The organism is Nodularia harveyana UHCC-0300 (genome assembly GCF_034931085.1).
GTDB classification, from domain to species: domain Bacteria; phylum Cyanobacteriota; class Cyanobacteriia; order Cyanobacteriales; family Nostocaceae; genus Nodularia; species Nodularia harveyana.
Window position 1 is genome coordinate 1 of sequence record NZ_JAYGHG010000046.1, and the last position, 23,390, is coordinate 23,390.

The following is a 23,390-nucleotide window of genomic DNA, read 5'->3' on the forward strand; positions in this document are numbered from 1 at the left end:
CCACTCCTTCTCTGCTTCCAGAAGCTACTGCTTGTTCTGATGATTCTGACTTGTCGAAAGCTGCATAATTTGATTGCTTGACTTCGGGGGTTGTTTTCTTCTTCTTTATACCCCCTGAACGCTTACATTTAAACTTACCGACGTTAAACCCAGCTTAACAGACGAGGATGCTGTCCAGCAAATTTTGTCATGGTTACATCGCAATGCAAACAAACACATTTTTTTAATAGACGAGGTAATCGGAGATCATCTTGCAAAAAATCAACCTCCCCGATTGGAAACTCAATCAGGATATTATAACCCTGTAAGGTATGACACTGTGACTGGCTCTGAAGTATTCTATGATGCTGCTTGGTATCTTTGCTCTAGAAGTATCCTGAGACCTTATCCAGTGACAGAACAAAATGAATTAAATTATCCAAAAAATTTTAGTGCCAAGTTTGTGATAACACAATATGGTCGATCATGGTTAAAAAAATTTGATCCAAATAACTGTACTCCTTCAGAGTATGGACGCTTTTCTCAACTTTTAAGTAATCGAGTTAACCTCTTTGGTGCTGGTTATAATTCCCGCAGTCAAGAAGCAATTGGATGCTACCGCTCACAAAACTACTTTTCCTGTTGTGTAATGTGTGGATCTGCCTATGAATCAGTTTTATTAGCTCTTGCAATTAAGAAAAAAGGAGATGAAGAGGAAACTTTAAGGATGTACTCTTCTAGTACAGGCCGTAGTAGAGTTGAAAACTATCTTATAGGACAGAAAAATCAATTCATCCAAAAAGAGTTTCGTCAATATACTGATTTATTAAAGTATTGGCGAGATGATGCTTCTCATGGAGCAGCCTCCGGCATACAAGAGGAAGAGGCCTACACCTCCCTAATCCTCTTGTTAAGGTTTGTCCAGTTTGCGGAGAAAAATTGGACTGAGTTAACTAGTCCTTAGTCAGTAATTTTGTATCTAGATATGGACTGCCCCGGAATCGAACCGGATCTTCTCTCTTTTGTATGCAAACCTTGTAATCGATGATTTGCATATAGAAGGAAGGAGAGGAGGCTACCTTTACCCCACCAGTCCAAGAAAGTTATATTATACAATCAAAATCTGCAATCAAATCACCAATTGTTTTTGTGTTAACTTTATTACGAGTTTTGCCTAAATATTTCTCAGTCCATTGAAATTGTTTTCTCGCTAACAATTTTCCTAACTCATAAGCTTCTTCTTCCGCAGTATAGCTTATGGTTATTAATAAATGAAAGTGATCGCTTTTCTGCTGTTGTGGGTTATAAGATAAGAGCGATCGCACTATCCACCAACAAGCTTAAGTGCTGACTTCAAAACTTGTGTACTCACTCTAAACCCAACTTACTTTAATTCCTCGGCTAATTCTTCCGAAGTCACTTGAAAAGGTGAAACATGATAACGATGTAGTGCTTCTAGAAACTGGTGACGACTCACGCCAGCAATTTCAGCAGCTTTAGATTGAGAAAGCATCCCCACCTCATACCATTTGACAGCCGCAGCTAAACGCATTTCCTGAACAAAATTTTCGGGATTACTACGGAGCGCAGAAAACACATCATTTGGTAGTTCGATATTAATTTGTATAGTCATAGATTTAGTTAATGCTATATATTTTTATTACATTAACATTACTTCTATTCAATACACAGGATTTTTTATGATAAATTTGGCGTTGCATAAAGCAATTATCAGTCGTGAAAAGTTCTGAGCCTCGTATCGACTTTTAACGTAATCTATGTTCTACGCCGTCCCCAAGGTTTCAATACTGAGATTATGATAATGACTACGAGTAACAGCGTTTGCACAGCACCGCCAACAATGACTGCATTACGGATAGAAATATAGGTAGGATTTTGTAAGGCCTGTAAACGCTCTATTGCAGAAATTGATGTAGCCTCTTTTGTCCACGGTCCGAGCCAAACTGAACCAATAATAATTAGTATCATTGTTAAAATCTGCTTTGCAATTACCCAATAGTGCTTGAACAGCCCCCAAGCAGTAAAACTACACAACATTAACCCTGAAACTAAAGATAAAACTGCTGAAGGGACAATTATAAACTCACCCATCAGGTTACGTGCTGCATTAATTGCATAAAGTTCGTCGCCATTTGTCCAGTTTTGATAGTACAACGCGAGAATAAGCGAGCAAAAAGCAGTCCCAAACCAAAGGCTTGCAGAAAGAACGTGGAAGCTTAACAGCCAATTTTTCTGCTGTACTTTTAGTTTCATGAGCATAATTCCCTAAACTATTAGCCCCCTAATAATTAGGCGACTAATCATATTAGAACATACTTGATAGTTAAAGTAAATATGGTTAGGCGGCTTATAATAAGGAAACCATGTATAACTGTACCTCTATGCGAGCTTTCCCAAATCGTCAAGCTATTGATGAGCTGGCCAGCCAATATTGTGAACTTGATATTCCCTCTGTCGAAGTCTGTCTCGTGTTTCTTGATGTAACGGCTGAAGTTTATGCTGCTTTTGATGCCCACTTTGCTCGTTATAATCTTTCAATAGGGAAATTTACACTATTGATGCAGTTGTATAGTAATAGAGAGGGGCTTGCGCCTTCAGAATTTGCTGATCGCGTTGGTGTAACTCGTGCGACTATCACGGGGCTGTTAGATGGGCTTGAGCGGGAAGAACTAGTTAAACGTGTACCACATCCTAGCGATCGCCGAAGGTTGATTATTCGTCTGACCCCAAAAGGAGAGGAGTTAGTTGCTGAGATATTGCCCGATCATTTCTGCCGCACGACAGGATTAATGGCAAACCTGACAATAAAAGAAAAGAAAACTCTGATTAAGTTGTTAAGCAAGGTGCAAATCGGAACGTCTGCATTGTTAACCCCAGTCTTCAAAAAAATAACCTAACAAATTGGATTTTTTTGCTGGTAAAACATAACAGAATTTATCTTGACTTTCTTAATCTCTCTGTGTTTTCTGTGTCTCTGCGGTTCGTTTACATATCTTTTATCTCCCCAGCTATATTTTATGGATTACCAAAAAATTATCACCATTGAACCCGGCAAACGTAGCGGCAAACCTTGTATTCGAGGAATGCGAATAACTGTATATGATATTTTGGAATATCTTGCAGGTGGTACGACAGAAGCCGAAATTATCGAAGACTTTAAAGCCTGTCGTGCTTTCGCTGCTGACCGTGAGAATAATTTTTAATTTTCGATTGACTATCATCCATTTTTAATCATCCAAACCAACATACCTAAAATTTCCTCCACAGGTGGGAGAGAATAATCCATCAAATCAATAGTTACAGTATCACCTTCTAACTTTAAAAATCGCCATTGTGTACCACTACTAATCGAACCATATATAACTGAAAATGGACGATTTTTTGCAGCATTAAATCTTTGTGCGGCCACCATCTCTGCAATACATTGTCCAAAACCAGTTCTTAAGTCAGCCTTTTTTGCCTCAACAATTACAATTACAGGTGCTTCAATTTCTAACACTTCAGGAGAACTACTTAGCAGAAAATCACACATTCCATTAAGTCCAACTGATTCATCAACTGTAAAATCTTCACCGGAAAATAAGCTAATTTGCCGATTTAAAATTTTTCTTATTTCTAATAAGACTGGGTAAATAATTCCTTCAGAACGGGCTTTTTCACTAGCAGAAGAAGAAATGGGTAAACTTTCTGCTAAAAATGCTTTCAAACTAGCAGATACTTCAATTGTTTGGTTATCAGGAATAAATCTCCCACCTTCTTGAGTTTTCAAGCCGAAAGCTTCTTTAACCTTACCGATAGATGTAAACTGACTATAAGGCATAATTTATAGCATTCCATTTTTGAAACTTTCATATTAACTCCATTATACTGTAGGTTCGGTTGATGTAATAAAACCCAAAAGCACTCATACAACTTAAAAGATTTAATTAATTATGCGTATTAAATCCTGATTCCCCATCTGTAACCGCAACCTTTCGTTTTCTATTCTCAACCGCTCATTTTCCTGCTCCAATCGAATCACCATATCTTGTAAATCTTCCACCTTCGACTTTTTCTTAATAGCTTCTTCAATAGCAACTTTGCGATTTTCTAAACTAAACCATCTTTGATAAATGGATGTGTGCATATTAACCGAATGACCCAAATTATCAGCAGCAGCTTTAATAGGAATCCCCATTAAATGCGCCCGAATTGCCCAAGCATGGCGTAAATCATAAGGTTGAAAGGGAATACCGACAAATCTAAACCATCTGTCCGTCCCATGTCGAGCGGAGTTTATTTGTTTACTGGTAACTTTACCCTCAATTTTAGCCTTTAATAATTCAATAGCTTCTGTATCTGTTTTTAAATTAAATGTTTCCACCCAGCGCGGATATAATGGCAAAGCTTGCCTTTCACCTGTTTTACATTCTTCATTGACTCGCCATGTATCAATGATATTTTCTGAAGATAACCACCAATTAAGATCAGGATTCACAAAAATTTCCCTTGGTCTTAATCCATAGGTGGCTAACATTCCATATACCCAGCGCCAAAGTTTCCAGTTATTTCTATCTTCTCTGGTGAGTAATTTACTGGGACGATTAAGTGAGTAAGCCTCAAATTTGAGATATTCCCGCTCTATGTCTGCATCAGTGGGGATGTCTCGCTGACGTTTTGCAGCAGGTTGAATTTTTAAGTTACTTAATTCTGGGACTTCCAACCCAGAACATTTGCATAATACCCGAATAACTTTGATTAACTCATTTTTGACGCTATCGGAGGAGGTGCAACACTGCACAGATGCAATGAAGTTGGCATTTATGGCTAGTTTATCCTTGGGTAGGTGTTTTTGAGCAATATAAAAATAACTATTAAATGTGTTTTCACTTTTTAGGTTACGTTTGCGAGTTTGAAAATAATTTTTCTCAAAATCTGCAATCAAATCACCAATTTTTCTGGTATTAACTTTATTACGAGTTTTGCCTAAATATTTTTCAGTCCATTGGAATTGTTTTCGCGCTAACAATTTCCCTAATTCATAGGCTTCTTCTTCGGCGGTATTTAAACCATCAAAATTAAAGGGAATACCTAAAGAAAGATCATATTGCTTGGTTCCTATACCGTTTTTATCAATGTCTCCTGGTTTAATGGGGAGGGTGCTTCTCAGTTGTAGTGAATTACCTGATTTTCTGATATAAACATTGACTCTAGCAGCTTTAAGTCTTGTATTAACGGCTTTTAATTCTATTTTTAGTTTTGCTGTGAGGTGATTTTCTTGATTTGTAACTGCTTGCATTCTGCCTATATATCCCCCATCGCTGCTGGCTGTTTGTTGAAAATCGGCAAATGCTTCCTGTGTTCTGTTCATACCCTAGATTTACCCTAATAAAAAAACTGTTCAGCGTTGACAATGCTTGGGGTAAACATTGTTGAAAATAAACAATTTTCGGCTATTAGAATAATATCATCGCGCTTAACCGTGAAGGTAAGGCACAAGAAATCTACATCGTTACATCTGGTGAAATGATGGCGATGTATGCTGCTAACAACATCGCTCGTGGTATTTTGAAATATGCTCACACCGGCGGTGTGCGCTTAGGTGGTTTGATCTGTAACAGCCGTAAGGTTGACCGCGAAATCGAATTGATCGAAACTCTGGCAGCACGTTTGAACACCCAGATGATTCACTTCGTACCCCGCGACAACATCGTTCAACACGCTGAATTGCGTCGGATGACTGTTAACGAATACGCACCTGATAGCAATCAAGGTAATGAATACCGCGAATTAGCTAAGAAGATCATCAACAACAAAAACCTCACCATCCCTACACCTATCGAGATGGACGAGCTAGAAGCACTGTTGATCGAATTCGGTATTCTCGAAAGCGACGAAGAAGCAGAAAAGCTAATTGCTGCTGAAGCTGCTGCTAAGAAATAAGCTTCAGCCCCAGGGAAAAGGAAAAAGGCAGAATTTATCTCTAACCTTTGACCTTTGACCTTCACCTTTGCATCTCCCCCTAATCCTAGAGGGGACTATACAGTCCCCCATTCCCAGAAACCTACCAATCGGAGAGGATAAAATGACACCTCCAGAAAACAAGAAAATTGTTGAAGAAAGACAAGAACTTATTAAAGAAGTTCTAGAAGCTTACCCTGATAAAGCTAAGAAAAAACGTGAGAAGCACTTAAATGTGTTTGAAGAAGGTAAGAGCGATTGTGGCGTTAAGTCTAACGTTAAATCTCTTCCTGGTGTAATGACCGCTCGTGGTTGTGCTTACGCAGGTTCCAAGGGTGTGGTTTGGGGTCCTATTAAGGACATGATCCACATCAGTCACGGTCCTGTTGGTTGCGGTTACTGGTCTTGGTCTGGTCGTCGTAACTACTACCTTGGTACTACAGGTGTTGATTCCTTTGGTACTATGCACTTCACTTCTGATTTCCAAGAAAGAGATATCGTGTTTGGTGGTGACAAAAAACTACTGAAACTTATCCAAGAGTTGGAAATTCTGTTCCCTCTAAACCGTGGTGTATCCATTCAATCTGAATGTCCTATCGGTCTAATTGGGGATGACATCGAGGCTGTAGCTCGTAAGGCTTCCAAGGAAATTGACAAGCCTGTTGTTCCTGTTCGTTGCGAAGGTTTCCGGGGTGTTTCTCAGTCTTTGGGACACCACATCGCTAACGACATGATTCGTGACTGGGTATTCCCCAGAGCTGATAAGGCTAAGGCTGATGGTTCACTGAAGTTTGATTCTACTCCTTATGATGTAGCAATCATTGGTGACTACAACATTGGTGGTGATGCTTGGGCGAGCCGGATTTTATTAGAAGAAATCGGTTTGCGTGTAGTTGCTCAGTGGTCTGGTGATGGTACTATCAACGAAATGTTGATGACCCCCAATGTGAAGATGAACCTCATCCACTGTTACCGCTCGATGAACTACATCAGCCGTCACATGGAAGAAAAATATGGTATTCCCTGGTTGGAATACAACTTCTTTGGTCCTACTAAGATTGCTGAATCCTTACGGGAAATTGCTTCTAAGTTTGACGAAAAAATCCAAGCAAATGCTGAGAAAGTTATTGCTAAGTATCAGCCTACAATGGATGCGATCGTTAGCAAGTATCGCCCCCGTTTAGATGGTAAGACTGTGGCTATGATGGTTGGTGGTTTACGCCCTCGCCACGTTGTTCCAGCTTTCCAAGATTTGGGTATGAAGATGATTGGTACTGGTTATGAGTTCGCTCATAATGACGACTACAAACGTACCACTCACTACATCGAAAACGGTACTATCGTATACGATGACGTAACTGCTTACGAATTCGAGGAATTTGTTAAGGCACTTAAGCCAGATTTAATTGCTTCTGGTGTTAAAGAGAAGTACGTCTTCCAAAAGATGGGTTTACCTTTCCGTCAAATGCACTCTTGGGATTACTCCGGTCCTTACCACGGTTATGATGGCTTCGCTATCTTCGCTCGTGATATGGATTTGGCACTCAACAGCCCAACTTGGGGTTTAATTGGCGCTCCCTGGAACGAAAAAGCTCAAGCTAAAAAGGCTGCTGCTAAAGCTAAGGCTACAGCTTAGGGAAATGCGAAGGGAATAAGTAGGGGAGACCTGGGGTTTTAGCCCCAGGAGGAGGCGGGGATTCAAGGTTCAAAATTCAAAAGTTAAGAGTTTATTTTGATTTTTGCATTCTGAATTTTGAGTGATATTCCCACTCTCCCCCCACAAAATTCCGCAATTAGTAACGAAAGACTTCAGTAAGCTTGGAGATGTAGAAATGCCTCAAAATCCAGAAAATATTCAAGACCACGTTGAGTTATTCCACCAACCAGAATACCAACAACTATTCGAGAACAAGAAAGAATTTGAAAACGGTCACGGTGCCGCAGAAGTTGAAAGAGTTTCTGAATGGACCAAGGGTTGGGAGTATCGTGAAAAGAACTTCGCTCGTGAAGCTTTAACCGTTAACCCAGCGAAGGGTTGTCAACCTTTAGGTGCAATCTTTGCGGCTGTTGGTTTTGAAGGTACAATGCCTTTCGTCCAAGGTTCTCAAGGTTGTGTTGCTTACTTCCGTACCCACTTAACCCGTCACTACAAAGAGCCATTTTCTGGTGTATCTTCTTCAATGACTGAAGATGCGGCGGTGTTTGGTGGTATGCAGAACATGATTGATGGGTTGGCTAACTCTTACCAACTCTACAAGCCTAAGATGATTGCTGTCTGCACCACCTGTATGGCAGAAGTAATTGGTGATGACTTACAGTCTTTCATCAACAACGCTAAGGATGCTGGTTCAGTTCCTAAAGATTTCCCAGTACCTTACGCTCACACTCCTAGCTTTGTCGGTTCCCACATCACTGGTTACGACAATATGTTGAAGGGGATTCTTTCTAACCTGACCGCAGGTAAGAAGAAATCTACCAGCAATGGTAAAATCAACTTCATCCCAGGTTTTGACACTTATGTAGGAAACAACCGCGAAATCAAGCGGATTGCTTCTTTGTTCGGTTTTGACTACACCATTCTGGCTGACAACAGCGATTACTTAGATTCACCTAACACTGGTGAGTTTGATATGTACCCAGGTGGTACTAAGTTGGAAGATGCAGCAGATTCAATCAATGCTAAAAGCACAATTGCTCTGCAAGCATACTCTACCATCAAAACCCGTGAGTACATTCAAAAAGATTGGAAGCAAGACGTTATAGTTTCCCGTCCTTGGGGTATTAAGGGTACTGACGAATTCCTGATGAAACTCAGCGAATTAACTGGTAAGCCTATTCCCGCAGAACTAGAAGTTGAACGCGGTCGTGCAGTTGATGCTATGACTGACTCTCACTCCTGGATTCACGGTAAGCGCTTTGCTATCTTTGGTGAGCCAGATTTAGTTTACAGTGTTGTTAGCTTCATGTTGGAAATGGGTGCTGAACCTGTGCATATCTTGGTTCACAACACCAACGAAGTCTTTGAAAAAGAACTCCAAGAGTTGCTTGATTCTAGTCCTTTTGGTCAAGGCGCAACTATCTGGGGTGGTAAGGACTTGTGGCATTTACGCTCCTTGTTGTTCACCGAGCCTGTAGACTTGCTAATTGGTAATTCCTACGGTAAGTACCTATGGCGCGATTGTAAGGTTCCCTTCGTCAGAATTGGTTATCCTATCATGGATCGCCACCACTTACACCGCTACAGCACCATTGGTTACCAAGGTGTAATCAACTTGCTCAACTGGATTGTAAATACAATCTTTGAAGAGATTGATCGCAATACCAATATTGCTGGTAAGACCGATATTTCTTACGACTTGATTCGTTAAGAATTGCGTGTAGGACGCAGGGTGCTAATTAAGGTTAAGCGAGGGGATTAGGGAGTAGGAAGTAGGAACTGGAGACTAAAAAATTAATTTATTCTCAATACCCAAATCCGAATCCTAAATCCTCAACTAACCTTTTTTTCTTTTTCTTTCTAGGATTTATCTGAGATATTGATTATGGATAGTATCAATCACACTCATTCTCATCCTAATTACCATCCGCCGAACTATAAGAAATCTGGATGGTTTAACAATCTTCTCAATCCTTTCCGTAGTTGGCTGGATGGAATACCGGTAAAAAATTACCGGATGGCTCATGTAATTTGTCAATTAATTCCTTGCTGTTGCCCTTTTGAGCGCAATATTAATGTATTTGGGCGGACTCTTCATATTCCCCCCCTATGTAAACTGAATCCTTTATATGACGAGTTTGTGGGAATGCGGTTTCGTGCTTTATCTTATCTAGCTGATGAGTGTGGAGAGGATATCACGAAATATATTTGTTAGGTTTTGTCTGGAATTATGACTGACTAACTGTCTTGCAAAAGTCAATTTTATGAGAATTACACCACGAATTTACACTGATTTTTTATTTAGGGTAAATGTGGAATAAAGAAGACTTTGCAGGAAGTTTATTAATCAGTGACTGGTCTATTGACTCATAACTGATAACTAAATATTAACACTATCGATCCAGTAAGAGAAGAGATATGAAAAATACCCAAGGCAAAATTAACGAGCTTTTGAGTGAGTCGGGATGTGAACATAATCAGCACAAACAGGGAGAGAAGAAAAATAAATCTTGTACCCAACAGGCTCAACCTGGTGCTGCTCAAGGTGGTTGTGCTTTTGATGGTGCAATGATTGCCTTGGTGCCAATTACTGATGCGGCTCATTTAGTTCACGGACCGATCGCCTGTGCCGGTAATTCTTGGGGTAGTCGTGGTAGTCTCTCCTCTGGCCCTTTACTCTACAAGACGGGCTTTACTACTGATTTGAGTGAGAATGATGTAATTTTTGGGGGTGAGAAAAAGCTCTATAAGGCAATTCTCGAACTTAGCGATCGCTACCATCCCCCAGCCATTTTTGTCTACGCTACCTGTGTCACAGCTCTAATTGGGGATGATATGGATGCTGTGTGTAAAGTTGCGACTGAAAAAACCGGCATTCCTGTGATCCCCGTAATCGCTCCGGGCTTTATTGGTAGTAAAAATCTGGGTAACCGCTTTGGTGGTGAAGCTTTGCTGGAATATGTAGTTGGTACAGCAGAACCAGAAGAAACTACGCCTTATGATATTAACTTGATCGGTGAATACAACATCGCCGGCGAAATGTGGGGAGTTACACCACTTCTAGAAAAATTAGGCATTCGTGTTCTATCTAAAATAACAGGAGATGCTCGCTATAACGATATTCGTTACGCCCACCGCGCCAAGCTGAATGTAATGATTTGCTCACGCGCCTTGGTCAATATGGCGAGAAAGATGGAGGAACGCTACAACATTCCTTATATTGAAGAGTCTTTCTATGGCATCGATGATATGAATCGCTGTCTACGCAATATTGCGGCTCAGTTGGGTGATCCTGATTTGCAGGAACGCACTGAAAAGCTGATTGCAGAAGAAACTGCGGCTCTGGATTTGGCTTTGGCTCCCTATCGCGCTCGACTCAAAGGTAAGCGAGTTGTGTTGTATACCGGTGGTGTTAAGAGTTGGTCGATTATTTCGGCGGCGAAGGATTTGGGAATTGAAGTTGTGGCTACCAGCACCAGAAAAAGCACTGAGGAAGATAAAGCCCGGATCAAGAAATTGATTGGTAAAGATGGGATCATGATGGAAAAGGGTAACGCTCAGGAGTTGTTACGGCTGGTAAAAGAAACTGGCGCTGATATGTTAATTGCTGGTGGTCGTAACCAATACACTGCACTCAAAGCCCGGATTCCTTTCCTTGATATCAACCAAGAACGCCACCATCCCTATGCAGGTTATGTGGGTATGGTCGAGATGGCACGGGAATTGTATGAAGCTCTCTATAGCCCGATTTGGGAACAAATACGCAAGCCCGCTCCTTGGGAATAAGAGGCAGGGGGGCAGGGTGCAGGGAGCAGGGAGCAGGGAGCAGGGGGGAGAAGACGGTAAATTCCCAATGACTAATGACCAATGACCAATGACATAACTTGGTATTAATATAATGGCGATTGTTAATCTTCCCAATAAACCACTGACTGTTAATCCTCTGAAGCAAAGCCAGGCTTTGGGTGCATCTTTAGCCTTTTTGGGGTTGAAGGGGATGATCCCTCTGTTCCACGGTTCCCAAGGTTGTACCGCCTTCGCCAAAGTTGTGCTTGTAAGGCATTTTCGGGAAGCTATTCCCCTGGCCACTACAGCCATGACGGAAGTCACTACTATTTTGGGTGGTGAGGATAATGTGGAACAGGCGATTCTGACTCTTGTGGAGAAGGTGCAGCCGGAAATTATTGGTCTATGTAGTACGGGGTTGACGGAAACTAGAGGCGATGATCTGGAGCGTTTTCTTAAGGATATCCGCGATCGCCACCCGGAATTAAATCATTTACCCATTGTATTCGCTCCTACCCCCGATTTTAAGGGGGCGCTGCAAGATGGTTTTGCGGCGGCTGTGGAAAGTATTGTCAGGGAAATCCCGAAAGCTGGCGGGATTAGAACGGAACAAGTCACGATTTTGGCGGGTTCTTCTCTGACACCAGGGGATTTGCAGGAAATCAAGGAGATGGTGACGGCTTTTGGCTTAGTACCAATTATTGTCCCTGATCTGGGCGCTTCTCTAGATGGTCATTTAGAAGACAGCCATAGTGCAATTACCGCCAGTGGCACTACTTTAAAACAGCTAAGAGAAGTGGGTAGTTCCGCCTTTACCATCGCTTTAGGCGAAAGTATGCGACCTGCGGCAAAAATTCTAGAGGAACGCTTTAACATCCCCTATGAGGTGTTTGGGGAACTGACTGGATTGGAACCAGTGGATGAGTTTTTGCAAGCATTGGCGATTCTCAGCAGTCAACCTGTACCAGAGAAATACCGCCGTCAACGTCGCCAGCTACAAGATGCGATGCTAGATACTCATTTTTACTTTGGTGCAAAACGAGTTTCTTTGGCGTTGGAACCAGATTTGTTATGGTCAACGGTGAACTTTTTGCAATCGATGGGGAGTCAAATTCATGCAGTGGTGACAACGACGCGATCGCCCCTGTTAGAAAAACTCCCAATTAAAAGCGTCACCATTGGCGACTTAGATGACTTTGATCAACTCGCAGTTGGTTCTGATTTACTCATTGGTAACTCCAACGTAGGTGCGATCGCCAAACGGCTCTCCATACCTCTTTATCGTTTGGGTATTCCTATCTACGACCGATTAGGAAATGGATATTTCACCAAAGTTGGTTATCGAGGCACAATGGAGCTTTTATTTAGCATCGGTAACTTATTTTTAGAAGCCGAAGAAGAGAGAGTTAAACACCTATGGAACTTGGTATCTGAGAAATAACACATTTCCTAGTAAAAAACCTTTCTTCCCTTCTTCTCCTCTTCCCTTCGTGTACTTTGCGCCCTTTGTGGTTAGTTCCTCATATATTCGGCGCATCCTAAAAATTAGCTACTCCTCATACCCCTCAACATTCAGGAGAACAAAATGAAAATAGCCTTTACCACCAGTGACCGAATTCATATTAACGCTCACTTCGGATGGGCAAAAGAAATTGATGTTTATGAAATCTCCGACGAGGGATATGAATTTTTAGAAACCCTCAACTTTGAAGGCGATCTGAAAGAAGACGGAAACGAAGATAAAATTAATCCCAAACTTGATGCCTTGGTTGATTGTACCATCGTTTACGTCACCGCAATTGGTGGTAGTGCCGCAGCCCGTTTAATTAAGAAAGGCGTTACCCCAGTTAAAGCCAAATCAGAAGCAGAAGAAATTAGTGAAGTTCTCAATAAACTAGTAAAAACCCTCAAAGGTAATCCTCCACCTTGGTTGCGTAAAGCATTAAGAAAAACTACTCCCAACTTTGCAGATTAATTTGAAGTTAAAGCCAAGCCATGAGTACAAATAATAGTGTAAACGGACGCAGCGATACAGTAGCCTTAAATTCCCCTTTCTTAACAACATTAGTCCAACAGATTCGGGGACAAGATACGTATGGAGTTTATCGTAATTGGTCGGATGAATTAATCCTCAAACCCTTTGTGGTTACCAAACAAAAGAAACGGGAAATTTCCCTAGAAGGTGAAGTTGATCCCATCACTCAAGCTAGAATCATGGCATTTTTCCGGGCTGTAGCGGCTGCTATTGAACAGGAAACAGGTCTAATTTCTCAAGTAGTGATTAACTTAACCCATGAAGGATTTGGCTGGGCTTTAGTTTTTTCTGGTCGTCTTTTACTAGCGAAAAAAGCCATGCGTGATGCTCATCGCTTTGGTTTTGAATCCTTAGAAAAGTTGGCAGAAGAAGGAGAAAGCTATGTCAAAAAAGGTGTGGAATTAGGCAAAAAATTTGCAGAAGTAGGCGACTTGTAAAACTGCCAAAAAGCTTAACTTAGGGACTTCCAAATAAAAAAATACTCAATCACCTAACGAAAAAACCGTTCGCCTGACGCTCATGACTCTGTGTCCTCTGTGCCTCTGTGGTTGGTTTATTTGGATAATTTATTTCTTGGAAGTCCCTTATTTTACTGTCCTTCTGGTCATCAGGAATTAGACATAAAAGTGTTTATTTCTTATGCAAATTAATAATTAGGAGTAATAAATGGCGCAAGTGAGCGAAACAAATATTGAAGAACTGAAAACCAAAATTAAGCGGCTGAATAGTAAAGCTGGTCAAATGAAAATGGATTTGCATGATTTAGCTGAAGGTTTGCCCACAGATTACAAAACCCTGATGGATGTGGCGGCTGCAACTTATAAAATTTATGAACAGCTAGATCAGCTTAAGCAACAGCTAAAAACAATGGAGAATTAGCAATGACTAACAATATTAATGAATTCAAAAAGCTAGTAGATGCAGAAGAGTTTTTTAACTTTTTTAATCTGCCTTATGACAAAGAAAATGTAAATGTGCATCGGTTGCATATTTTGAAGAAATTTTCGCAATATATGGCGGAAGTTGACGAGCATTTTCCTGATTTGAGTACAGAAGACAGACTACATCAATATTCTTTAGCTTTGCAAAAAGCTCATGATGTTTTTCTGGAATCAACAGCCTATGAACAAAAGCTGTTCAAGGTGTTTAATGACAAGCCGAAGAATGTAGTTACGCTGACAGAAATCACTTCTGATTAGGAGGTAAAAAGTGATCAACCTAACGCCTACCGAATTAGAACGCTATAGTCGCCAAATGATGCTCCCAAATTTTGGCGAACTAGCTCAAAAACGCCTGAAGTCTGCGACGGTTTTGGTTACTGGTGTGGGGGGATTAGGCGGTACGGCGGCGCTTTACTTAGCAGTAGCGGGTGTTGGGCGACTAATCCTAGTCCGGGGTGGTGACTTGCGGTTGGATGATATGAATCGTCAGATTTTAATGACTGATGATTGGGTCGGTCAACCACGGGTATTCAAAGCTAAAGAAACTCTGGAAGCTATCAATCCTGATATCCAGGTGGAAGTAGTTCATGATTACATCACTGCGGAAAATGTAGACTCGTTAGTACAATCGGCTGATATGGCGCTGGATTGCGCTCACAATTTTACGGAACGCAATTTGCTGAATGCGGCTTGTGTGCGTTGGCGTAAACCGATGGTGGAGGCTGCAATGGATGGGATGGAGGCTTACCTAACTACGATTATTCCCGGTGTGACTCCTTGTTTATCCTGTCTGTTTCCAGAAAAACCTGATTGGGATAGACGCGCTTTTTCAGTTCTGGGCGCTGTCTCTGGGACACTTGCTTGTCTGACGGCGTTGGAGGCGATTAAGCTGATCACTGGATTCAGTCAACCTCTGTTATCTCAATTGCTGACCATTGATTTGAATCGCATGGAATTTGCCAAGCGTCGTTCTCAACGCGATCGCGCTTGTCCAGTCTGCGGTAACACTGCACCTTGGAGATATGGTCAACCTCCATCAATGGAACCTACAAGTAATTGTACAACCTAGTTATTAGTCATTAGTCATTAGTCAAATGAAAAAACCACTAACTGATAACTGATAACTCACACCACAACTTAATCGCAAGACATCAGGAGACGTAATGGCTGTTAGCTTAACGGAAAAAGCAGAGTTTCGTCTGCGAGCATTTCTACAAGGTTCTTCCTCTAATAATAATGACGCGAAAAAAGGTATCCGCGTATCTGTAAAAGATGGTGGTTGCAGTGGCTATGAATATGGAATTGATGTCACTAGCAAACCACAAGCAGATGATTTAGTAATTCAGCAAGGTAATGTGCTGATTTACGTTGATGCTAAAAGTGCGCCGTTATTGGATGGGGTAGTAATTGACTTTGTAGAAGGGGTAATGGAAAGTGGCTTTAAGTTCACTAACCCTAATGCAAGTGATACCTGCGGCTGCGGAAAATCATTCAAAACAGATGATGGTACACCGACTGGTATACCTTGCGGCTAGTTGACTATTTGGGGAGTTGAGAAAAACACTGTGTGGAGTTTTTCGAGATTTCTGTTAGTACCAAATAGATTTGACAGTTTCCCATAGACATAACCGCTACTTACTGATCTATGGGTTAGCCAAAAAGTGCCAGTTAGTGCAGCCGGAGGAAACTCATCAATGCATTATCCTCTTCAGTGCTGGTTCTCGGAGTTTTAAGTTAACTCGATTAACTGCGAGATATTCATGTAATTCTATAACTTTTGAGGAGAACCGGAAAATGGCTAGTTACCAAGTTAGATTAATCAGCAAAAAGGAAAACCTCGACACCACAATTGAAGTGGATGAAGACACTAACATTGTGGATGCAGCAGAGGAAAATGATATTGAGTTGCCTTTCTCTTGTCATTCAGGTTCTTGCTCTAGTTGTGTGGGAAAAATAGTTGAGGGTGAAATTGATCAATCTGATCAAGTCTTTTTAGATGACGAGCAAGTGTCTAAAGGATTCGCTCTACTTTGCGTTACTTATCCCCGTTCTAATTGCACAATTAAAACTCACCAAGAAGCATATCTTGTGTAGAGTATTGCTTTGAACGCTACTCTTAGCAATGTTTAGTTACAGCAGTTTTTATCGAGATTTATCTGTTTGATCATCTTTTGATTGACCACTGCTGTGAAGATGAGGGATTCATTTGATCCTTCATCTTTTTTTATGATCAATTAGAACATTGAGAATAGCTAGATTGTCGAACTTTGAGATAATTCTGCTGTCTGACTGAGCCAGCGAGTGGCAATTTCTTCTAAAGAGCCATTTTCCGACATGAGTCGTAATTGAATGTTGAGTTGTTTTCTGAAGGGGCTATCAATGGGTAAAACAAAGCCATAAAGCTCATTTCCTAGAGATAAGTTAGTTATTTTTAGGTTGAGTTTGGGGTTTTGGCTGAGGTAATATTCCATAGCGGGTCGGTCGAATACCACTGCATCTGCTTTTTCTGTAGATAATAGTCCCACTGCTGCGGCTAAGGTGGGTAATTGTTGGACTCGATTACTATAGTTCTGCACTACCTCAACGCTAGATGAACCTGCGACAGTTGCTAATCGGGATGCTTCTAGGTTAGAAGGACTGCTAAATCTTTCCGTAGAATCACCGGATAAGGCGATGGTGATGGCGGAAGCTAGTCCTGCTGTGAGTGAAGAGACTGTGACTAAGGCTAATACCATCCAAGTTCCAGCGATGAATCGACCCATTGGGGTAACAGGTGCGCGATCGCCATAACCGACTGTAGTCAATGTTACTAGGGCGAACCACATTCCGTTACCTACTCCGTGAAGGTATTTTTTCGGAAATTGTTCAGTATTTTGATGGCGTTCGGCTAACCAAATTAAATTTCCGACTACGAATAGAAGGATTACTAATATCCCGATGGAAGTTAACACCGCAGTTTCAAAAAAAGGTTTTACTCGACTCCACACACTGGGATCATCATCTTTGCTTAAAACGGCAATTTCTGTAGAAAAATAAGGTTGGGTAAAGTCAACTTTTTCTAGGCGCTGTGCAGTAATGGTGATGGGGCCAATTAATAAATCTAATTCTCGCTGTTCTACAACTTGCAGAGCATTATCTACCGTCGATTGGGGTATTAATTCATATTCTAGATTTTGAGACTCAGCGACTTTTTCCCATACTTCTACACTAATTCCGGAAATATCGGCATCTTTTTCAACTACGAAGGGAGCAGATCCAACTACTCCAACTCGTAGAGGTGCGGCTGAGGCTAAAGTGGGAGCAGAAATAACTAAAGCTACAGCTACTCCAGTTAAGCAATTATAGTTGGCTGCAAAACCCTGACGGATCTCAAAAATTGATGCAGACACAATGCTATGTAATTGCTGTGAACCTGGAAAGTGGCGGAAATTCATGAGTTATTGACTCCTGATGTACTACTTTTGCGATCGCATTTCCAATAATTAACAATTTTTGGGTCAAATGTGAAGTGTGCAGTTAAATCTTTGTGGATAATTGCCAGAGTTGAATTTGGTAACACAGATGTTTGTCAAAAATTTCCCTAGCAGCTAAACCCTCAGCAATTGGTTTATCTAGCCAACGTTTAACAGCCCAATTTCCTAATGTGTATAAAGGTGGAACGGCGATTTTTACAACATCAGCAATATATTTAAATGTCGTTATTCCAAAAGTCCGAAAATTATTCAGACATAAATCAATTGTTGGTACAACTGATCGGGAAATATCTTCACTTTTAATTAGTTTAAATCCAGCTTTTTCTAAAGCGTTTTTCAGTTCACTAGTCACATGACAGTTAGAAAAAATTCCCTCTTTGTATTCCGCATTCAGCCTCATCATATCGGCTATTAGCAAGTAACTACCATTACTGAGTAACCGGGCTGCACCTTCGGCTAGGTCATCCACAGCAATATATTGACTACTTTCACTGCAAAGAACTAAATCATAGTTATATGTAGCCGAAAAATCTTCAAATCTGGTTAAATAAAAAGGGATTTTACCGTTAGTATTTTGCAGAAATCTTTCTTTTTGCACTGCGTCGGGTGCTAGTCCTTCAACACTCAAACCACGTTCCGCCAGTAATTTTGCATTACCACCAATACCACAGCCGACATCTAAAACGGTTTTGATTTCTTCAGGAATGAAACTAAACAGTTTAGTTGTATAAGCTACTTGGGCAGTACGTAAATGAGTTAAAGTCAATTCTTCCCCAATGCTTGGTATGACTTCCCAATAGCCGTAATGTAGATAGGAGGAACCGGTGAGTCCCATATAGTAATCTATGGCTGCATTTTGGTAACGAGTTGCTTTGGGAATATGAATTGAATTGGGTTTTTGCATTTAGGGTGACGGTTAGGTTTCGCTGAAGTGCGGAAAGTATAATCAGTTATGCGATCGCCCTGTTGATTATCTTCAGATGCGATCGCCCCAATACTTTAAAACTATCGTAATTTTAGCTACTTAATCTTGACTCGATGTAGGCGCGGGTACTGCTGGAATGTTGGCTAAAACCCCGGATTTCAGTGGTTGTGGACGTTCACTCCACGGTAACAAACCTTCTGGGTGTGCATAATATTTACCTGCACACTGGAACACACCTGCAACTTCTGTCGGTGATAAATCAGCCGCAATATCCCCAAAAAGATAAGTAGATTTACCATTCGCAGCGAAAGAAATCACACAAGAGCGATTGCAAGCGCTCATACATTTAACCGGTTGAATCACAAATTCCCTGTTTAATTCCCACTGGGAATAATCCGCTTGTAAATGTTTCAGCAGTTTTTCTCCGCCACTTTCACCTACACGTTTACCATCCTCCCACTTACTCGCACAAGTAGTACAAACAAACATGATATGTTCTGCTGTCATCTATACCTCGTAGATTTTAGCTAAATTTACTTATATATCGGCGGGTATTCTGACTTACGCAATTTTAAATTTGGGGTCTTAAATCTCAAACTAAAAATCTAAAATTAGTTTACAGCTGCGGGACAGTGCTGGATTTACACCAAGCTTTCCCCGTTACCTCTAATAGTTAATTTTTATTAGAACCGAACCTATTAAAATCTAACATATTTTCGTCATTTTTATCACATAGCAAAATCAACCCAATTTCCTCAGTATATTTTTTATTTAGTTACTTATTTATTACTCATCAGTCGTTGTTATCTGAGTAATTATCAATAACTCTTATGGAAATAGGACTTACGCGCATAATCTACCTTTTCTTGGCGGCTTGGCGGTGAGATAAATCAAGATTTTTGGCAATTATTGCGTAAGTCCTGGGAAAAACTAAATGAAATTTCCTATCTATAAAAATGGATCTGTATTTTTAGTGACATTTTGAAATTTTCTTCAGCCAATCCTCCTGAATATATCTGGGGATCTTTATAAATCATTCATAATCTAAACTTATCAGAGTGATAATATATAGATAAGCTAAATTGTTGCTAGTGAACCTAAACCTCAACGACAAGTCATTACAGAATTGTTTCAGAGATTTTCATCAAAATTTTGGTGCAGCTATCGAGAAAAATCTCAAATAGATACAAGCATAAAATCACGGAACTCTGCGTAAATCTTTTCCTAAATAAAGTTAATTAATTTAAGTATGCAATAAATCTCACAAGTCTGGAATTAATCACATTTTAGAGTTTTGCGGACTCTAATTATCTGGAAGACCATAATTTTTCCTGAATATGGTAGGTATAACCTGTCATTTAAATTGACGAGTAAATTTAGGAATATCGAGGATTAGTAATGAATCAGATCAAAAAACAAAAAATCAGTGCAGTTACCAAGCAATGGCTGATAGTAAATGGCTATAATCCTGATCATTTAAATCAACAAGGTATAAATGGTGATACAGCTTTGATAAAAGCTACTAGAGAAGGAGTCTATGCAGTTGTTAAAGAATTAATTGATTTAGGTGCAAATATTAATGCTAAAAACCATGACCGCAATAATGCTTTATGGTTTGCTTGTTTTGGCAATCATTACGATTTAATGAGTTTGCTATTAGCGGCTCAAATCAATATTAATAATCAAAATGATCATGGTGCAACTGTGTTAATGTATGCAGCTTCAGCCGGAAAAACAGGTGTAGCTCAATTACTTTTACAGCATAAACCTAACTTAAATTTAAGAAATATAGATGATCAGAGAGCCATAGATTTTGCTAGCGATATTGAGGTATTAAGGTTACTTAAAAATGCCGAAAGTTCATAATTTAGTAACGGACTTACATGATGCTACTAAGCATTATTACTTATCTGCACAGATGAACTCTAGCATAGCCACAGATCAACTTTGACCAGGATAAAATTTATCCAACTATTGGGAATAGACATTCAATTAGACATTTCCGGAAACAGTTTATTTGTGCAGAAGATTATCTATATATCTGGGGAAAATTGAACCAGGGATAGCAACAGAGTCTTTTGTTGTGCATTAATTAGAGGGGATATTACCTAGACTATATCAAGGTAAGCATCTGCTGAAAGCCAGTAATTTCAATGAATAAACAGTTTACTTATGTGTGAATCAGGCGATCGCTCAAGATTGTGCTGTAAGTTTTTTCTTTCCATCTGACTATATAAGTTATCAAACTGCTATGTAATTATCTGGGAATTAATTCTAGCAATATTAGTGCTTTTAAAAATGTTCTCTACGCAATGGCTATTAGCAAATAATTAGGGTTAAAAACAGAGATGGCTAACAATAAGTTTTCTTTTAATAGTGATGATTCTCACCATAAACAACCGACATCAGCAGATATTATACTGCGACAACAACTAGAATATTCCATTAGCAGGTATTTTTATCAGGGATGCGATCGCACCGTTCAAAATCTGCTATCTAATTGTCGCTGGTATGTCACCACCCGCGCTAACGCCATGACATTAGTAATTGAATGTCCTGATCAAGTTAGTAATTGGCGAGTTTTACAACAAATCGTCCCTATGGGAACATTACTCAACTCCATTATTAGCAGTGCTAAAATTCGTGTTTGTCCCCCGGATAGTCAAGGGATACCTTTTGAAATGAGAGTAGATGAACTTGCAGTTTATCGTGATTGGGCGTAATTTATAATTCGTAATTCGTAATTGAGTTTACTGGCTGATGAGCTTAGTTAATTGTTGAAAAACAGAATCGGCGGCGGATTGTACTACAGGACTTAATTCTAGTCCTAAATCGAGATTTGCAGCTTCAATTAGGTAAACTGTCACTTCTTCGGGAAAGTCCTGACCAAATATTTTCCGTCCGGCGGCTAAAGCATGATCCCAGCGAAAATCATGTAAATTATAACTAGGTTCTGGTAAAGCTGCTAATTCTTTACCTGGAACCTTAAATATAGCACCTGGTTCCGAGCCTGTGGAACTAGCATCAATAATGATTAATTGTTTGCTACCTCTAGCTTTAAACATGACATCCATTCCCCCAGTTCCACAGTCATAAACTCGCAGATGAGGATGGGGATTTGTCAGGAGATATTGTTGTAGACGTTGGGCAATAATTACGCCCACAGCATCATCACTACGGTTAAGGTTCCCGCAACCAATAATAGTTAGCAAGAGTTTTAAAATTAGGTAATTATTAGTGACGAAATCAGAGGCTGAGACTGATCAAACAGACAAAACCTCTGAGAACTAAATTATGGGCAAAGATTAGATTTTTATCCCATGTTTATTAGCAATTTCCATAAACTTTTCATACTGCTGTTGTGATGCATCATTTATGATCATTTCTGCTTGTTGTGGAGTATTCCCATCTTTAGGAATTAAATACTTGATATAAAGGGCGATAAAATCGGCTAAAACTGCCAAACCGGATAACCCATGTTCGTCAGCTTCCTTACCCGCGATCGCCGCCACCAAACCTGCTTTAATTGGGTCTGGTTTCACCTTCATAAACTGGTCAATTATCTGAGGAACATACTCGGCTGGAGGTAAGTTATTTAACTTACGTTGGTCGGGAGTAAATTCACATCCTGCGACTTTTGACTGCTCTAAAACACACCATTCTATGAACTCTTGTATTCCGGCTTCAGGAAGGCGAGAAAGATATTTATGTAGCGCTATATCAGACACAAGCTTACCTTATAAATGTATGTTTTTTGAAGTGCATCACAGCTAGATTAACCCATTACTTCTCTGATTTTTAGTGTGTTAGGCTACGGGATTTTTAGAAATAGGTAGATTATAGATATAGAAAATTTAAGTAGTTGTTATTTCTTGGTATATATCAGGGCATACTAAAAATCAGGTATAGACATACAACGTGTGCATGAAACCTGTTAGACACAAAGGGCAACTAATTAAGTGGAAAGATGATCGAGGTTTTGGTTTTATCGAATCCAGTGAAGGTAGTCAAGAAGTCTTCATTCACATTAGCGCATTTAGAAACCTGAATCGTCGTCCCCAAGTTGGTGACATTATTTGTTATCAACTCGCAGTTGAGCAAAATGGCAAATTACGAGGGTGTAACGCTTCCATTGAAGGGATGATAATATCAAAACCTGTATCTCAATCCTTACCTTCTCAGAGACCAAAAAAGTTGAAATCACCGCCTCTGGTGAAATCTTCGTCATTAGGATTAGAGGTATTACTTTTATCTTTAATACCTAGCTTGGGTTCCATCCATTTTTTACGAACTACAGGCATCCCACTACCTCTATTCCTGTATCCTGGCATGAGTTTAATTACCTTCGCCTTGTACGCTGACGATAAATCGCGGGCAAAAAAAGGAATCTGGAGAGTGCCAGAAAAGACCTTACATCTATGTGAATTTTTCGGTGGTTGGTTAGGTGGATTTATTGCCCAAAGGAAATTACATCATAAAAGTTCCAAAGCCGCTTATCAAGTCGAGTTTTGGACAATAGTAATTTTACATCTGGTATTTTGGGTTGTCTGGCTACTGGCTCATCCGACATTAATAAAGATGATATTTTTGGAAAAATAATTGTCATCAGCAATTGAGTTAATAAATTTAATTG

Annotated in this window: 27 protein-coding genes, 2 pseudogenes and 1 riboswitch; of the genes and pseudogenes, 19 read left to right on the top strand and 10 right to left on the bottom strand. The window is 40.1% G+C overall.

Annotated elements, in window-relative coordinates; all coding sequences use genetic code 11:
- The first annotated feature begins 319 nt into the window (after positions 1 to 319).
- A complete protein-coding gene (locus VB620_RS19525; RefSeq protein WP_323197818.1) occupies positions 320 to 943 on the top strand; it encodes a hypothetical protein in 624 nt (207 codons plus the stop codon).
- Positions 944 to 1,094: 151 nt separating this feature from the next.
- On the opposite strand, the pseudogene VB620_RS20910 reads toward VB620_RS19525, so the two are convergent.
- The 3 genes and pseudogenes from VB620_RS20910 to VB620_RS19535 form a co-directional block, all read right to left on the bottom strand.
- Positions 1,095 to 1,229: pseudogene (locus VB620_RS20910) on the bottom strand (site-specific integrase); the annotation flags it as partial.
- 134 nt (positions 1,230 to 1,363) lie between these two features.
- A complete protein-coding gene (locus VB620_RS19530; protein ID WP_323197819.1) occupies positions 1,364 to 1,612 on the bottom strand; it encodes a UPF0175 family protein in 249 nt (82 codons plus the stop codon).
- A gap of 143 nt (positions 1,613 to 1,755) precedes the next feature.
- A complete protein-coding gene (locus VB620_RS19535) occupies positions 1,756 to 2,253 on the bottom strand; it encodes a hypothetical protein (protein ID WP_323197820.1) in 498 nt (165 codons plus the stop codon).
- Positions 2,254 to 2,363: 110 nt separating this feature from the next.
- On the opposite strand from VB620_RS19535, the gene VB620_RS19540 reads away from it, so the two are divergent.
- Together VB620_RS19540 and VB620_RS19545 are read left to right on the top strand one after the other, a co-directional pair.
- Positions 2,364 to 2,897: a MarR family winged helix-turn-helix transcriptional regulator gene (locus VB620_RS19540; protein WP_323197821.1), complete on the top strand. Its 534-nt coding sequence runs from the start codon at positions 2,364 to 2,366 to the stop codon at positions 2,895 to 2,897.
- 120 nt (positions 2,898 to 3,017) lie between these two features.
- Positions 3,018 to 3,203, top strand: coding sequence for a DUF433 domain-containing protein (locus tag VB620_RS19545; protein WP_323197822.1), 186 nt, complete (start codon positions 3,018 to 3,020; stop codon positions 3,201 to 3,203).
- 14 nt (positions 3,204 to 3,217) lie between these two features.
- Here the strand turns inward: VB620_RS19545 and VB620_RS19550 are convergent, their stop codons facing one another.
- Together VB620_RS19550 and VB620_RS19555 are read right to left on the bottom strand one after the other, a co-directional pair.
- On the bottom strand, positions 3,218 to 3,820 hold the full coding sequence (locus tag VB620_RS19550; protein WP_323197823.1) for a hypothetical protein: 603 nt from the start codon (positions 3,818 to 3,820) through the stop codon (positions 3,218 to 3,220).
- Between the two features lie 102 nt (positions 3,821 to 3,922).
- Positions 3,923 to 5,350: a site-specific integrase gene (locus VB620_RS19555; protein ID WP_323197824.1), complete on the bottom strand. Its 1,428-nt coding sequence runs from the start codon at positions 5,348 to 5,350 to the stop codon at positions 3,923 to 3,925.
- Positions 5,351 to 5,460: 110 nt separating this feature from the next.
- Between VB620_RS19555 and nifH the strand changes: the two are divergent.
- The 13 genes and pseudogenes from nifH to VB620_RS19620 all read left to right on the top strand — a co-directional run.
- A pseudogene (gene nifH, locus VB620_RS19560) lies at positions 5,461 to 5,922 on the top strand (nitrogenase reductase); the annotation flags it as partial.
- Positions 5,923 to 6,064: 142 nt separating this feature from the next.
- A complete protein-coding gene (gene nifD / locus VB620_RS19565; RefSeq protein ID WP_323197825.1) occupies positions 6,065 to 7,576 on the top strand; it encodes a nitrogenase molybdenum-iron protein alpha chain in 1,512 nt (503 codons plus the stop codon).
- Positions 7,577 to 7,772: 196 nt separating this feature from the next.
- Positions 7,773 to 9,308 carry a nitrogenase molybdenum-iron protein subunit beta gene (gene nifK / locus VB620_RS19570; RefSeq protein WP_323197826.1) on the top strand — a complete coding sequence of 512 codons (1,536 nt, stop codon included), beginning with the start codon at positions 7,773 to 7,775 and terminating at the stop codon, positions 9,306 to 9,308.
- Between the two features lie 174 nt (positions 9,309 to 9,482).
- Positions 9,483 to 9,812, top strand: coding sequence for a Mo-dependent nitrogenase C-terminal domain-containing protein (locus tag VB620_RS19575; protein ID WP_323197827.1), 330 nt, complete (start codon positions 9,483 to 9,485; stop codon positions 9,810 to 9,812).
- Between the two features lie 203 nt (positions 9,813 to 10,015).
- Positions 10,016 to 11,383, top strand: coding sequence for a nitrogenase iron-molybdenum cofactor biosynthesis protein NifE (nifE, locus tag VB620_RS19580; protein WP_323197828.1), 1,368 nt, complete (start codon positions 10,016 to 10,018; stop codon positions 11,381 to 11,383).
- 112 nt (positions 11,384 to 11,495) lie between these two features.
- Entirely contained in the window at positions 11,496 to 12,824 is a 1,329-nt protein-coding gene (gene nifN / locus VB620_RS19585) for a nitrogenase iron-molybdenum cofactor biosynthesis protein NifN (RefSeq protein WP_323197829.1), read from the top strand.
- 144 nt (positions 12,825 to 12,968) lie between these two features.
- Positions 12,969 to 13,358 carry a nitrogen fixation protein NifX gene (gene nifX / locus VB620_RS19590; protein ID WP_323197830.1) on the top strand — a complete coding sequence of 130 codons (390 nt, stop codon included), beginning with the start codon at positions 12,969 to 12,971 and terminating at the stop codon, positions 13,356 to 13,358.
- 20 nt (positions 13,359 to 13,378) lie between these two features.
- The gene (locus VB620_RS19595) at positions 13,379 to 13,855 is read left to right on the top strand and encodes a NifX-associated nitrogen fixation protein (protein ID WP_323197831.1); all 477 of its coding nucleotides are present in this window, start codon (positions 13,379 to 13,381) and stop codon (positions 13,853 to 13,855) included.
- A gap of 229 nt (positions 13,856 to 14,084) precedes the next feature.
- A complete protein-coding gene (locus VB620_RS19600) occupies positions 14,085 to 14,297 on the top strand; it encodes a CCE_0567 family metalloprotein (RefSeq protein ID WP_323197832.1) in 213 nt (70 codons plus the stop codon).
- Positions 14,298 to 14,299: 2 nt separating this feature from the next.
- Positions 14,300 to 14,617, top strand: a complete 318-nt coding sequence (gene nifW / locus VB620_RS19605; protein WP_323197833.1) for a nitrogenase-stabilizing/protective protein NifW — start codon at positions 14,300 to 14,302, stop codon at positions 14,615 to 14,617.
- A gap of 10 nt (positions 14,618 to 14,627) precedes the next feature.
- Positions 14,628 to 15,428: a HesA/MoeB/ThiF family protein gene (locus VB620_RS19610; protein WP_323197834.1), complete on the top strand. Its 801-nt coding sequence runs from the start codon at positions 14,628 to 14,630 to the stop codon at positions 15,426 to 15,428.
- A 94-nt stretch (positions 15,429 to 15,522) separates the two neighbouring features.
- Positions 15,523 to 15,894, top strand: a complete 372-nt coding sequence (locus VB620_RS19615) for a HesB/IscA family protein (protein WP_323197835.1) — start codon at positions 15,523 to 15,525, stop codon at positions 15,892 to 15,894.
- Between the two features lie 259 nt (positions 15,895 to 16,153).
- Complete coding sequence (locus VB620_RS19620) at positions 16,154 to 16,453, top strand: 2Fe-2S iron-sulfur cluster-binding protein (protein WP_323197836.1); 300 nt, start codon at positions 16,154 to 16,156, stop codon at positions 16,451 to 16,453.
- A gap of 158 nt (positions 16,454 to 16,611) precedes the next feature.
- Here the strand turns inward: VB620_RS19620 and VB620_RS19625 are convergent, their stop codons facing one another.
- The 3 genes from VB620_RS19625 to VB620_RS19635 form a co-directional block, all read right to left on the bottom strand.
- Complete coding sequence (locus VB620_RS19625) at positions 16,612 to 17,793, bottom strand: transporter substrate-binding domain-containing protein (protein ID WP_323197837.1); 1,182 nt, start codon at positions 17,791 to 17,793, stop codon at positions 16,612 to 16,614.
- An 82-nt stretch (positions 17,794 to 17,875) separates the two neighbouring features.
- Complete coding sequence (locus VB620_RS19630; RefSeq protein ID WP_323197838.1) at positions 17,876 to 18,736, bottom strand: class I SAM-dependent methyltransferase; 861 nt, start codon at positions 18,734 to 18,736, stop codon at positions 17,876 to 17,878.
- Between the two features lie 120 nt (positions 18,737 to 18,856).
- The gene (locus VB620_RS19635) at positions 18,857 to 19,264 is read right to left on the bottom strand and encodes a DUF1636 domain-containing protein (protein WP_323197839.1); all 408 of its coding nucleotides are present in this window, start codon (positions 19,262 to 19,264) and stop codon (positions 18,857 to 18,859) included.
- A gap of 22 nt (positions 19,265 to 19,286) precedes the next feature.
- Positions 19,287 to 19,466, bottom strand: a riboswitch (cobalamin riboswitch).
- A gap of 689 nt (positions 19,467 to 20,155) precedes the next feature.
- On the opposite strand from VB620_RS19635, the gene VB620_RS19640 reads away from it, so the two are divergent.
- Positions 20,156 to 20,623: an ankyrin repeat domain-containing protein gene (locus tag VB620_RS19640; protein ID WP_323197840.1), complete on the top strand. Its 468-nt coding sequence runs from the start codon at positions 20,156 to 20,158 to the stop codon at positions 20,621 to 20,623.
- 482 nt (positions 20,624 to 21,105) lie between these two features.
- The gene (locus VB620_RS19645) at positions 21,106 to 21,480 is read left to right on the top strand and encodes a hypothetical protein (RefSeq protein ID WP_323197841.1); all 375 of its coding nucleotides are present in this window, start codon (positions 21,106 to 21,108) and stop codon (positions 21,478 to 21,480) included.
- A 27-nt stretch (positions 21,481 to 21,507) separates the two neighbouring features.
- On the opposite strand, the gene VB620_RS19650 is transcribed toward VB620_RS19645, so the two are convergent.
- Both VB620_RS19650 and VB620_RS19655 read right to left on the bottom strand, forming a co-directional pair.
- Positions 21,508 to 21,969, bottom strand: coding sequence for a hydrogenase maturation protease (locus tag VB620_RS19650; RefSeq protein ID WP_323197842.1), 462 nt, complete (start codon positions 21,967 to 21,969; stop codon positions 21,508 to 21,510).
- A 93-nt stretch (positions 21,970 to 22,062) separates the two neighbouring features.
- A complete protein-coding gene (locus VB620_RS19655; protein ID WP_323197843.1) occupies positions 22,063 to 22,485 on the bottom strand; it encodes a hypothetical protein in 423 nt (140 codons plus the stop codon).
- Positions 22,486 to 22,681: 196 nt separating this feature from the next.
- Here VB620_RS19655 and VB620_RS19660 point away from each other — a divergent pair, with 196 nt between their 5' ends.
- Positions 22,682 to 23,356 (top strand): cold shock and DUF1294 domain-containing protein, encoded by a 675-nt coding sequence (locus VB620_RS19660; RefSeq protein WP_323197844.1) that lies wholly within the window; start codon positions 22,682 to 22,684, stop codon positions 23,354 to 23,356.
- Positions 23,357 to 23,390: the final 34 nt, after the last annotated feature.